This is a genomic window from Mesorhizobium sp. M0052 (genome assembly GCF_040323255.1).
Lineage (GTDB): Bacteria > Pseudomonadota > Alphaproteobacteria > Rhizobiales > Rhizobiaceae > Mesorhizobium.
The window spans coordinates 47045-59835 of the sequence record NZ_JAMYUS010000001.1 but is presented as its reverse complement, the minus strand read 5'-3'; the positions used below and the strand labels follow the sequence as shown (position 1 = coordinate 59835).

Annotated in this window: 10 protein-coding genes; 5 read left to right on the top strand and 5 right to left on the bottom strand. The window is 61.4% G+C overall.

Annotated elements, in window-relative coordinates; genetic code table 11:
* Positions 1-3: 3 nt before the first annotated feature.
* Positions 4-675, top strand: coding sequence for a spermidine synthase (locus NKJ77_RS00275; protein WP_023670680.1), 672 nt, complete (start codon positions 4-6; stop codon positions 673-675).
* A gap of 5 nt (positions 676-680) precedes the next feature.
* Here the strand turns inward: NKJ77_RS00275 and NKJ77_RS00270 are convergent, their stop codons facing one another.
* The 4 genes from NKJ77_RS00270 to NKJ77_RS00255 form a co-directional block, all read right to left on the bottom strand.
* Positions 681-1706: an esterase-like activity of phytase family protein gene (locus NKJ77_RS00270; RefSeq protein ID WP_023832495.1), complete on the bottom strand. Its 1026-nt coding sequence runs from the start codon at positions 1704-1706 to the stop codon at positions 681-683.
* A complete protein-coding gene (gene cobT / locus NKJ77_RS00265; RefSeq protein ID WP_023706318.1) occupies positions 1703-3601 on the bottom strand; it encodes a cobaltochelatase subunit CobT in 1899 nt (632 codons plus the stop codon). Before cobT ends, NKJ77_RS00270 begins: the two co-directional genes overlap by 4 nt.
* An 11-nt stretch (positions 3602-3612) precedes the next feature.
* Positions 3613-4599: a cobaltochelatase subunit CobS gene (gene cobS / locus NKJ77_RS00260; RefSeq protein ID WP_023670677.1), complete on the bottom strand. Its 987-nt coding sequence runs from the start codon at positions 4597-4599 to the stop codon at positions 3613-3615.
* A gap of 123 nt (positions 4600-4722) precedes the next feature.
* A complete protein-coding gene (locus NKJ77_RS00255) occupies positions 4723-5352 on the bottom strand; it encodes a J domain-containing protein (RefSeq protein WP_032887126.1) in 630 nt (209 codons plus the stop codon).
* A 168-nt stretch (positions 5353-5520) separates the two neighbouring features.
* On the opposite strand from NKJ77_RS00255, the gene NKJ77_RS00250 reads away from it, so the two are divergent.
* Complete coding sequence (locus tag NKJ77_RS00250) at positions 5521-5823, top strand: BolA family protein (RefSeq protein ID WP_023670675.1); 303 nt, start codon at positions 5521-5523, stop codon at positions 5821-5823.
* A gap of 11 nt (positions 5824-5834) precedes the next feature.
* Here the strand turns inward: NKJ77_RS00250 and NKJ77_RS00245 are convergent, their stop codons facing one another.
* On the bottom strand, positions 5835-7388 hold the full coding sequence (locus NKJ77_RS00245) for an acetolactate synthase large subunit (protein WP_023701378.1): 1554 nt from the start codon (positions 7386-7388) through the stop codon (positions 5835-5837).
* 536 nt (positions 7389-7924) lie between these two features.
* Between NKJ77_RS00245 and NKJ77_RS00240 the strand changes: the two genes are divergently transcribed.
* The 3 genes from NKJ77_RS00240 to NKJ77_RS00230 are packed head-to-tail and all read left to right on the top strand — an operon-like array spanning position 7925 to position 12759.
* Complete coding sequence (locus NKJ77_RS00240; RefSeq protein ID WP_352533906.1) at positions 7925-9874, top strand: PrkA family serine protein kinase; 1950 nt, start codon at positions 7925-7927, stop codon at positions 9872-9874.
* 17 nt (positions 9875-9891) lie between these two features.
* A complete protein-coding gene (locus NKJ77_RS00235) occupies positions 9892-11199 on the top strand; it encodes a YeaH/YhbH family protein (RefSeq protein WP_023685368.1) in 1308 nt (435 codons plus the stop codon).
* Positions 11200-11208: 9 nt separating this feature from the next.
* Complete coding sequence (locus tag NKJ77_RS00230; protein WP_023685369.1) at positions 11209-12759, top strand: SpoVR family protein; 1551 nt, start codon at positions 11209-11211, stop codon at positions 12757-12759.
* The last annotated feature ends 32 nt before the right edge of the window (positions 12760-12791 follow it).

The window sequence follows — 12791 nt, the reverse complement described above, 5'->3', positions numbered from 1 at the left end:
GCCGTGATTCCCTGGGTCCAGCTCGGCTCGGCCAAAACGCCTGACGGCGGACAGGAACTGCGCCTCAAGCAGCGCGGCAGCGAATTCTCGATCATGCTCGGCACCAATGAGCTGATGAACAGCCGCCTCAGCGGCTCCGAGGAAGCGCTGGCCAAGCTCTCCTGTGAAAAGATCGGCGGCCGCGCCCAACCGAAAATCCTGATCGGCGGCCTCGGCATGGGTTTTACGCTGCGCGCTGCGCTTGCCCAAATGGGCGCCGACGCAGGCATCACCGTTGCCGAGCTTGTCCCCGCCGTCATCGCCTGGGCGCGCGGCCCCATGGAGGCGGTCTTCGCCGGCTGTCTCGACGATCCCCGTGTGACGGTTCGCGAAGCCGACGTCGGGCACATCATAAGATCCGACAAGGCAGCCTGGGACGCCATCCTGCTCGATGTCGACAATGGCCCCGAAGGCATCGTCTACAAGGGCAACGACGCCCTCTATGGCGCTGCCGGCCTCGGCGCGGCGCGTACAGCGCTCAGGCCCGGAGGCGTGCTGGCTGTTTGGTCGCAAGGCCCCGATGCCGGCTTCACACGTAGGCTCAAGCAGGCGGGCTTTGTCGTGGACGAGGTGAAGACGCGCGCGAATGGCAAGCGCGGCGCGCGCCACGTCATCTGGATCGCCACCAAGCCTTAGGGCTCTCAATCCTGGTGCAGGATGAATTCCAGATAGAGGTTGCGCTGCAGGATCGAGTGGTTGTCGTCCGAGATCAGCGACACCATCAGCGCTCCGTCATCGCGGGTCCAGACGTCGAGTCCTTCCATATTGTCGATCTGGTAGCCCATGTCGGCTTCCATCAGCACCGGTCCGTCGGCAACCGCGCCCTTCTCGACGCTTTCGCCATAGATGCACCTTAGCCGCATCCTGACACCGCCGGCCATCGAGAAACTGCGCTCCAAAAGCAGCAGGTCGCCATCCGGCAGGAAGGCGCCGTCAGTGATGTCGAAATCACCGTTGCGCTTGACCGTGAAGACGCCCTTGTGCGGCCCTTCGATGATGGCGGCATAGATGTTGCCAGCCTTGTCCAAGCTCTTTTCCGAGACCACGACGAGGCCGCCCTCGTGCTGGCCGCTAGGATTGGTGTGGGTGACCGTCTCGAAACCGCGGTTCTGTCGCAGTTCGCGGGCTGGAATCAGAAAATTCAGTTGCTTGAAAGGCGCCGTCATGTTGCTGGGGTCGATCTTGAACTGGGCGACGCGGTGATCGCGCTCGAAGCCGACGGTGGCGATGCCGTCCTTGACTGCAAGGCCCTCGGCATCGACTTCCCATTTCCTGTCGATCGGCCGGCCCTTCTCATCGACCATCTGCTGCATGCGGAAATTCTGGATGCCGGACGGCCGCTTGTCGGCATCATGGGTGATCGAGCCGAAGAACCAGAAGCCCGTATCGGCGACGCCGATGAAATCGCTGCCGGGTTTGACGAACCGAAATGCCGACAGCGCGCCGAAATCGCGCGTCGTCGAGTTCATCTCAAGACCGCCGACGAATTCCAGCGGCCCAAACTGCTTGTCGGCGCTGCCGATATGGAAGGTGGTGATCGGCCGCGCCGGGACTTCGACCGGCTCGACCGCGCTTGGGCCGGCGGCGATGGCCGGCGCAAACGCCATGCCGAACAAGGCAGTGACCGCGAAGAGCATCTGCCGAAACCCGCCGCGCAAAAAAATCATCCGGCGCGCCGGTAGCCGCCGCGGCGTGTATCGCGCACGTTTTCCTCGGCGAACAGCGAGGCCAGCTGCTCGGTCATGGCGCCGGCCAGTTCCTCGGCATCGACGATGGTGACGGCGCGCCTGTAATAGCGGGTGACGTCGTGGCCGATGCCGATGGCCAGAAGCTCGACCGGCGAGCGCGTCTCGATCAGCTCGATGACGGCGCGCAGATGCCGCTCGAGGTAATTGCCAGGATTGACCGACAGCGTCGAATCGTCGACCGGCGCGCCGTCCGAGATCATCATCAGGATCTTGCGCTGTTCGGGCCGGGCGATCAGCCGGTTGTGCGCCCATAACAACGCCTCGCCGTCGATGTTTTCCTTGAGCAGGCCCTCGCGCATCATCAGGCCGAGATTGCGCCGGGCGCGACGCCACGGATGATCGGCGGATTTGTAGATGATGTGGCGCAGATCGTTGAGCCGGCCGGGGTTCGGCGGCTTGCCGTCCTTCAGCCACTTCTCGCGAGCCTGTCCGCCCTTCCACGCCCGCGTGGTGAAGCCGAGGATCTCGACCGAGACGCCGCAGCGCTCCAGCGTGCGCGCCAGAATGTCGGCACAGGTGGCGGCAACCGTGATCGGCCGACCGCGCATCGAGCCCGAATTGTCGAGCACCAGCGTCACCACCGTGTCGCGGAATTTGGTGTCGCGCTCCTGCTTGAACGACAACGGCTGCATCGGGTCGATGACGACACGAACCAGGCGTGCCGGATCGAGATAACCCTCTTCGAGGTCGAAATCCCAGGAACGGTTCTGCTGCGCCATCAGGCGGCGCTGCAGCCGGTTGGCGAGCCGGCCGACGACGCCGGAGAGATTGGCCAACTGCTTGTCGAGGAAGGCGCGCAGCCGGTCGAGTTCTTCCTCCTCGCACAGCTCTTCCGCACCGACCGTCTCGTCGAAGGCGGTGGTGAAAACCTTGTAGTCGATCTCTTTCGGCAGGTTGGCGAAGGGGTTGTCGTTACGGCGCGCCTCGCCCGGCGTCTCGGCGTCCGCATCGTCATCGTCGGAAAGATCGTCGGCGGTGGCGTCGGACGCCTCCGTCTCGGACGACTGTTCGTCATCAGCCGAGGCCTCGGCATCCTCGGACTGCGACTGCTCGGAGCCGGAATCGTCTTCACCGCCCTCCTCGCTCTGCTCCTCGCCTTGCGGCTGGTTGTCGTCATTGTCCTCGGAGTCTTCGGTTTCCTGGTCGTCGCCGAGTTCCTCGGCCATCTCCATGGACGCAAGCATCTCGCGCACGACGCGGGCAAAGGCCTGCTGGTCGCCAAGCTTGGCCGACAGTCCGTCGAGATCGGCCTTGGCTTTTTCCTCGACCCAGGGCCGCCAGAGGTCGACCAGACGCTCGCCGCTCTTCGGGATCGGCCGCCCGGTCAGCTTCTCGCGCACCATCAGCGCCAGCGCTTCCTCGATCGGCGCGTCGGCCTTGTCCTTGACGTCGACAAGGTTGGCCTTGGCGTATTTGTCCTCCAGCATCGAGCCGATATTGTCGGCGACGCCTTGCATGGCGCGGCTGCCGATCGCCTCGACGCGGGCCTGTTCCACGGCGTCATAGATCGAGCGCGCCAGCTTGCCTTCCGGCGCCAGTTTGGTGTGGATGCGCTGATCGTGGCAGGCGCGCTTCAGCGCCATGGAATCGCCCAGGCCACGAGTAATCGCGATGTCTGTCTTGGACGCTTTCTTCGGCAGTTCGGGCAGACGGGCGCGGCTGCCGGCGAGCGCCGGGCGGTCCTTGGCGAAACCGACTTCGAGCTCCTTGTCGCCGGCGATGGCGCGCATGCAGACGGTGACGGCACGCTTGAAGCTGTCGGCTTCAGACCCCGTCTTCGACTTGTTGCGCGTGTTGTCGCCCGGACCCGCCATCGAGGCTCTGCTCAGCCCAGCACCACGTTGGCGGCGCTCTCGGGCAGGTCCTCGCCGAAGGCGCGCTGGTAGAACTCGGCCACCACCGAACGCTCCAGCTCGTCGCACTTGTTGAGGAAGGTCAGCCGGAACGCCATGCCGATATTGCCGAAGATCTCGGCATTTTCGGCCCAGGTGATGACGGTACGCGGGCTCATCACGGTCGACAGATCGCCATTGATGAAGGCCGAGCGCGTCATGTCGGCGACCCGCACCATCTTGTTGACGATGTCCTTGCCCTTGCCGTCGCGATAGTGCTTGGCCTTGGCCAGCACGATGTTCACCTCATTGTCGTGCGGCAGGTAGTTCAGCGTGGTGACGATCGACCAGCGATCCATCTGCGCCTGGTTGATCTGCTGCGTGCCGTGATAGAGGCCGGTAGTGTCGCCGAGGCCGACCGTGTTGGCGGTCGAAAACAGCCGGAACGCCGGATGCGGTCGGATGACCCGGCTCTGGTCGAGCAGCGTCAGGCGGCCCGACGATTCCAGCACGCGCTGGATGACGAACATCACGTCCGGACGGCCTGCATCGTACTCGTCGAAGCAGAGCGCGACATTGTGCTGGTAGGCCCAGGGCAGGATGCCGTCGCGGAATTCGGTGATCTGCAGGCCATCCTTGACGACGATGGCGTCCTTGCCGACGAGGTCGATACGGCTGACATGGCTGTCGAGGTTGACGCGCACGCAGGGCCAGTTAAGGCGGGCGGCGACCTGTTCGATATGGGTCGATTTGCCGGTGCCGTGATAGCCAGACACCATGACGCGGCGATTGTAGGCAAAGCCGGCAAGGATCGCCAGCGTCGTCGCCTTGTCGAACAGATAGTCCGGATCGATGTCCGGCACATGTTCCGAGGTCACCGAATAGGCCGGCACCACCATCTTGGACTCGAAGCCGAATTTGTCTTTCACCGACACCGTCGTGTCGGGCAAATTGGCGATGTCGCGATCGACCTTGTTCATCTCTATCCAAGTCTCCACTGGCGAAATGCCTGATTTCGCCGGCAATCGATTTTGTCCGGGGGCGGTCTTAGAGCCTTTTCCACCCTTATGAAAGTTGGAAAACGACACGAACCGTTAGGTTGCTCAGCACAAACCCGCCTGCTTGAGCACGCGATAGGCCTGCAGCACATCGCGGAACCGGTCTTCCGAACCTCTATCGCCGCCATTCGCATCCGGATGGTGGCGCTTCACAAGTTCCTTATAGCGCGCCTTGATGTCCTTGCCAGTCGCCTTTGTATCAAGGCCAAGCGTTTCCAGCGCCTTGGCCTCAAGCGGCTTGGCCTTGCGTTCGCGCGCCTCGCGCGGGTCCTTCGGCCCTTTGAACAGATCGAAGGGATCGCGCATGCGGTTGTAATAGCCGGCGCGACCGGAACGCTGCTGGGCGAAATCGGGCGAGGAGCGCGTCGAGGCGCCGGCGACGCCCATCTTCCATGTCGGCCGGTGGCCGGTCATCGCTTCCTTCTGGAAGCGGGCTATCTCGGTGTCCGGCACGCCGGAGAAGTAGTTGAAACCCTTGTTGTATTCGCGCACATGATCGAAGCAGAACTGAAAATACTCGCCTTCCTTCATGCGTCCGACCGGCGCCCGGTGGGTACCGGCCTCCTTGCAGCCGTCCCACTGGCAGATCGGCGAGTGCGACTTCAGCTCCGCATCCTTGTCGGGGCGGACCCGAATTTTCTCGAAATATTTGGGGTACGGTTTCATCTCACCCATTTATGGGCTGTTCGCACGTGCGAAACAAGAATTGACATTTTCGCGATCATCGCCCTAACCGCTGAATCGCGGCATAAAGCAGGGCGAATGGCGATTTTTGAGGCGGCCCGGCGGGATCGATCCCGATTTCCCGATCACGCCTTGCAGATATGGTGAAGGGAGATGGCGATGTCCATACAGGCGACGATGGAAGACAAGCTGAACAAGGCGTTTTCGCCGGAGCGGCTGGCGATCGTCAATGAAAGCCACCTTCATGCCGGTCATCACCACCACGGCTCCGACGATCACGGTGCCTATGACGGCACCGGCGAGACGCATTTTCGCGTCCGCATCGTCTCATCCGTCTTTGCCGGCATGAGCCGCATCGACCGCCACCGCGCCGTCAACGAATTGCTCGCAGCGGAGCTGCAAGCCGGCGTCCATGCGCTGGCAATCGAACCGGCTGCACCCGGCGAAAAGACCCGTTGGTAAGTCTCTCCGCCTCAGATCACCGCTTCGATGAGAAACGGTCCCGGACGCGACAGGGCACTGTCGAGCAGCGCGTCGAACCGCTCGCACGTGTCGGCGCGGGCCGCCTCGACGCCCATGCCTTTGGCCAGCGCAACCCAGTCCAGCGCCGGATGGTCGAGATCGAGCATGCGCCTAGCGTTCTCGCCGATCTCATTGACCCCGACATTCTTCATTTCGCCATGCAGGATGGCGTAGGTCCGGTTGGAAAAGATGATGGTCACGACGTCAAGCTTTTCCCTGGCCTGGGTCCACAGTCCCTGCACCGTGTACATGCCGCTGCCGTCGGCCTCGAGATTGATCACCTTGCGGTCCGGGCAGGCGATCGCTGCTCCTGTCGCCATCGGAATGCCGCCGCCGATCGATCCGCCCGTACCCATCATGTAGTCGTGCGGCGCCGCAAAGGCGGATAGCGCGAAGAACCGTCTCGCCGAGGTGACCGCTTCGTCGCAGACGATGGCATTGGCCGGAAGTTTGCGCGCCACCGACAGCGCGATGGCATCGTCCGTCAGTCTGCCGCTCAGCGTCGGTTCGTCTGGAAAGGCGGTTGCGGCGGCGAATTGCTGCGTCGGCTTGATGCCGACCTCGGCAGCCAGCGCCTCCAGCGCCGCTTTCAGATCCTGGCCATGCGCCGCCAGCGAAAGCACCTTGCAATCGTCCCGAACCAGCCGCCCGGGCTTGCCTGGATAGGCGAAGAAGGCAACCGGCTCCTTGGCGCCGACCAGCACCAGCAAGTCGATATCCCGGAGCATGGCCGTCGCCGCATCGACCGGATAGGGAATGCGGGTCGGGGCGAACCGCCCGCGGCCGCGCTGCATGCGGGCGATCAGAACCTCACTGAACAGCCTGACATCGCTTCCCGATGACATTCTCCCTGCGATTTCAAGTCCATCGGCGCGCGCCGCCTGCCCACGCACCACCATGCCGACACGGCCCGGCGCGGCGCGGATTGCTTCGGCGATCGTGCGCACAACAGCCATGTCGACGGCGGGCGGCGGCTCCAGCTTCACCTTGCCAGGCGAAATCGCAGCAACTTCGCCCCAGGCGGCATCCGCAGGCAGGATCAAGGTCGTGACGCCAGGCGGCGTGAGTGAGGCGCGGAAAGCCGCCTCTGCGGCCGGCACAATATCGGCCGGCCCCTTGACGCGGCCAACCCAGTTCGACATCGGCGACGCCAGGCCTTCTATGTCGCTGGTCAGCGGGGCATCGAGCGGCAGATGGTAGGAAGCATGGTCGCCGACAATGTTGATCATCGGGCTGCGCGCACGCCTTGCGTTGTGCATGTTGGCCAAACCGTTGGCGAGACCCGGTCCGGTATGCAGCAACGTTGCTGCCGGGCGGTCGGTCATGCGCGCATAGCCGTCGGCGGCGCCGGTCACCACGCCCTCGAACAGGCCGAGCACGCAGCGCATCTGAGGTTTGCGGTCCAGTGCGGCAACGAAATGCATTTCGGATGTGCCAGGATTGGCGAAGCAGACCGTGACGTCATTGGCCAGGAGCACGTCGCACAGCAGATCGGCGCCATTCATGATTTTCTTTCCCAATCGACAACTCAGGAACAATTGCACCTGTAGCCGCCGGGTCGGCAATGTCCCGCCGGGGCTTTTGGTCTGATCCAGGACGCCTCGCGGGGATCGGGGATCAACCGACGGTCCATTCAGGAAGGCCAGCATCGCGGCGGTCAACGCGTCGCCGTCCTCGCCGAAGTCGTGATTGATCGACATATGCGTGTAGGCGTTGCCGTCGAACAGCGTCACTTCAGTGCCGATGGCGCGCAGGCGTTTGGCAAAGCCCTCGATTGGTCGTCGCGGCCTTCGGCGCGCGAATAGGCGATGAAGGTCGGCGGATGCTTGTGTCCATCGAGATAGCTGGCCGGCGACAACGCCGCCCATCAGCGCCGCAGCACCGGGCAACCCGCCATTCCAGCCACTCCGAATGTTTCCTCCCAAGCCTTCTACCCGGATTGCAGCCACTCTCCTTCATGTGAAGGGAACCAACAATGCTTTCCGACAGTTGAAGGTGATGAGGCGATTGGAATCCAGATCGGCTCCGAGGGCAGAACATCATGCGTGCAACCCAATCCGACGTCTTCGATCTTTTTTCGGAAATTTATGCCAATGCGGCGGACGAAGAGGTCAGCATCCAACAGTATCTTCTTGCCTGTCGGGAAGACAAATCGATGTACGCTTCGGCGCCCGAAAGGATGGTCGACGCAATCGGCGAACCAAAACTGGTTGACACCAGCAAAGACGAGCGCCTCGGCCGCATTTTCGCGAATCGGACCCTCAAGATCTACCCTCATTTTTCTGACTTCTATGGAATGGAGGATACGATCGAGCGCATAGCTGGATATTTCCGCTATGCCTCGCAGGGGCTCGAAGAACGCAAGCAGATCCTCTATCTCCTCGGCCCGGTCGGCGGCGGCAAATCCTCTCTGGCCGAGCGCCTGAAGAAACTGATGGAGCAGCGCCCGATCTACACGCTGAAGGTCGGCAACCAGATCAGCCCGGTTTTCGAGTCGCCGCTTGGGCTGTTCCATCCCGATCACATGGGTGATCTGCTAGAGGATAAATACGGCATAGCCCGGCGCCGGCTGAACGGATTGATTTCGCCATGGGCGGCCAAGCGCCTCGACGAATTGTCTGGCGACATTTCCAAATTCAGCGTCGTCAAGCTGATGCCGTCGCGGCTGCGCCAGATCGGCATTGCCAAGACCGAACCTGGCGATGAGAACAATCAGGATGTCTCGGCCCTGGTCGGCAAGGTCGACATCAGGCAATTGGAAAATTTTAGCCAGTCCGACCCCGATGCCTATTCCTATAGCGGTGGCCTGAACCGGACCACGCAAGGTCTGCTTGAATTCGTCGAGATGTTCAAGGCACCCATCAAGGTTCTGCATCCGCTGCTGACCGCGACACAGGAAGGCAGCTACAACGGCACTGAAAATTTCGGCGCCTTTCCCTACCAGGGGATCATCGTCGCCCATTCCAACGAGTCGGAATGGCAACAGTTCAAGAGCAACAAGAACAACGAGGCGTTTCTTGATCGCATCCTGGTGGTCAAGGTACCCTATTGCCTGCGGATCACCGAAGAGAGGCAGATCTATGAGAAATTGCTGCGTGAGAGCGAGTTGGCCGCCAGCCCCTGTGCCCCTGAAGTTTTGGACATCCTCAGCCGCTTTGCAGTTTTGACGCGCTTGGCCGAGCACGACAACTCGCCGCTCTACACCAAGATGCGCGCCTATGACGGCGAAAATCTGAAGGAAGTCGATCCCAGGGCAAAGTCGGTCCAAGAATATCGCGACGCCGCCGGCGTCGATGAAGGCATGACGGGCGTCAGCACGCGCTTTGCCTTTAAGATCCTTTCGCAGACATTCAACTTCGATAATGAGGAGGTGGCCGCCGATCCTGTGCATCTGATGTACATTCTGGAGGAGGCGATCAAGCGGGAGCAGTTCCCGAAGGAAACGGAAGCGGCCTATCTTGAATTCATCAAGTCGGAGCTTGCGGCGCGCTACGCCGAGTTTATCGGCCACGAAATCCAGAAGGCCTATCTGGAGTCCTATAGCGAATACGGCCAGAACCTCTTCGACCGCTACATCGCCTATGCGGATGCCTGGATTGAGGACCAGGACTACAAGGACCCCGACACCGGCCAGATCCTCAACCGGGAGATCCTGGACAACGAACTTTCGCAGGTCGAGAAACCGGCAGGCATCGCCAATCCCAAGGACTTCCGTAACGAGGTGGTGAAGTTCACTCTGCGCGCTCGCGCAAGAAACCACGGCCGCAACCCGTCATGGACCAGCTATGAAAAACTGCGCGAGGTCATCGAGAAGCGGATGTTCGGACAGGTCGAGGACCTCTTGCCGGTGATCAGCTTCGGCTCCAAGCAAGACAGCGTTACGGAAAAGCGCCATAACGAATTCGTACAGCGCATGATCGAGCGTGGCTACACAGAACGGCAGGTACGCCGGCTGGTGGACTGGTACATGCGGGTGAACAAGGCGGGTTGACAGAGCCGGATGGTTCCATGCCGATCTTCATCGACCGTCGCCTGAATCCCAAGGACAAGAGCCTTGGCAATCGACAGCGCTTCCTCAGGCGTGCTCGCGAGGAGTTGAAGCGGAGCATTCGCGATCAAATCCGCACTGGCAGGATCGCCGACGTGGATACCGAGCACGCCGTGCCCATGCCTGAAAGGAAAACGGCCGAGCCGAGCTTCAACGATGACAGGGCCAGCGGACGGCGCCGACACATCCTTCCGGGCAACAGGCATTTTTCCCCTGGAGACCTGCTCCCGAAGCCGCATGGGGGCGGCGCGGCGTCGTCGCCAGGAAACACGGCGTCGGAAGACGATTTTCGTTTCGTGCTGTCACGCGAGGAGGTGCTCGAACTCTTTTTTGAGGATCTCGAACTGCCCGACCTGGTTAAGCTCAATCTCAAGGAAATCCTTGCCTTCAAGCCGCGCCGGGCCGGCTTCGCGGCAACTGGTTCCCCGACCAACATCAATGCCGGCCGCACGATGCGCAACAGCCTAGGCCGGCGCATTGCGCTGAGGCGCCCCACGCAGCAGGAACTGGAGGCGATCCTCCGGGAAATCGTCACGCTTGAGTCGGCCCCGGCCGGCGCGGCGGTGCGCCAGCGCATCGCGGAATTACGCGACGAGCTTGACCGGCTGGAGCGACGGCGCAGGCGAATTGCCTTTGTCGATCCGGTCGATATCCGATTCAACCGCTTCGACGCCCGGCCGGTGCCGAATGCCAATGCCGTCATGTTCTGCCTTATGGACGTGTCCGGATCGATGGGCCAACGCGAAAAGGACTTGGCCAAACGCTTCTTCGTGCTGCTGCACCTGTTCTTGAAACGGCGCTACGAACGCACGGAGATCGTCTTCATCCGCCATACCCATGAGGCGCACGAAGTGGATGAGGACACGTTCTTCTACAACACGCAGAGCGGCGGTACGATCGTCTCCACCGCGCTCGACGAAATGCACCGCATTATCGGCCAGCGCTATCCTGCCAGCGAGTGGAACATTTACGCCGCGCAGGCCTCTGACGGGGACAATTTCACCACCGATTCCGAGCGATGCATAGAGCTCATGAACGGCAAGCTCATGCGCCTGTGCCAGTATTTCGCCTATGTCGAGATCATCGACGAACGCGAGAGCCACATATTCGGTGCTACCGAAAACGGGACGTCGCTTTGGCGCGCCTACAGTACGATCGAGCTGAAATGGCCCAACTTCCAGATGAGCCGCATCGCTGCTCCCGCGGATATTTACCCGGTCTTCCACCGGCTCTTCGCCAGGCAGCCGGTGGCCATCAAGAGCGCTTGAGAGAGAGAGATGGTCAGGCGAGCCAACGAAACGAATTTGTTGTTTTCCGGTTCCGACTGGAATTTCGAGAAATTATCGCGGGCTTTTGAAGAGATCGAGGCGATCGCGGTCGACGAGTTGCATCTCGATACTTACCCGGTCCAGATGGAGATAATCTCCTCCCAGCAGATGCTCGACGCCTACTCATCTATCGGCATGCCACTGATGTATCGGCATTGGTCGTTCGGCAAACATTTCCTTCACCAGGAGCTTCTTTACCGTAAGGGTGGTCGGGGGCTGGCCTATGAACTGGTCATCAACTCCAATCCCTGCATCGTCTACCTCATGGAGGAAAACACCATGGCCTTGCAGGCCCTTGTGACGGCCCACGCGGCGCTTGGCCACAATCATTTCTTCAAGAACAATCATCTGTTTCAGCAATGGACCGACGCCGGGGCAATCCTGGGTTATCTGGACTTCGCCAAGGGCTACATCGCCCGGTGCGAGGAGCGGCACGGCCTTGCAGCAGTGGAGGCTATTCTCGATTCCGCCCATGCGCTGATGGAACAAGGGGTGTTCCGCTACCACCGGCCGCCAAAGCTCTCGTCGGAGCGACAGCGCGAAGGGCTTCGCGAGCGCCTCGAATACGAAGAGCGCTCCTACAACGATCTGTGGCGCACGCTGCCGCCGTCGCAGAACAAAAACAAGTCCGGCAATGAGGATCAAGGGATGGCGGAGCGCAAGAGATCGCTCAACCTTCCCGAGGAAAACCTCCTTTATTTCCTCGAGAAGAACAGCCTGATCCTGGAACCCTGGCAGCGCGAGATCATCAGGATCGTCCGCGTCATCGCGCAATATTTCTACCCGCAGCGACAGACTCAAGTCATGAATGAAGGCTGCGCCACCTTCGTGCATTATACGCTCATGAACATGCTATTCGATCGCGGCCGGATCGGCGAAGGTGCCATGCTCGAAATCCTGCGCAACCATTCGAACGTGATCTTCCAGCCGGCCTTTGACGATCCCCGGTTTTCAGGCATCAATCCCTATGCCCTCGGCCTCGACATGATGCAGGACATACAGCGCATTTCGACCGAGCCGACGGCGGAGGACCGCGACTGGTTCCCGGACATTGCAGGACATGGCAACTGGCGCGAGGTCCTGCTTGAGGCCTGGGCCAACCACCGCGACGAATCCTTTATCCGCCAGTACCTCAGCCCGAGCTTGATCCGAAAATGGCGGTTCTTCGTGCTTGGCGATGGAGCCGACCAACCGCATTTCGAAGTCGCCTCGATCCACAACGAACGTGGCTATCACAAGATACGGGCCGAGCTAGCCCACGGTTACGACCTTGGAGCGAATCGGCCGGACATCCAGGTGATTGATGTCGACCTGCTCGGCGACCGGCAGTTGCGACTGCAACACAGGGTAAAGGATGGTGTTGTGCTCGAAGGGGCCAGCCGTGACGCGACGCTGCGCCATGTCCGCAGCCTCTGGGGCTACGAGGTCAGCCTGGTCGCAGTTGACGCTCAAACCGGTGCGACCATCCACGAACGGTCTACGAGCCAGATCGCGGCATAAGCTCGGCAAAGAGCGTCATGTGGCGGGCCTGC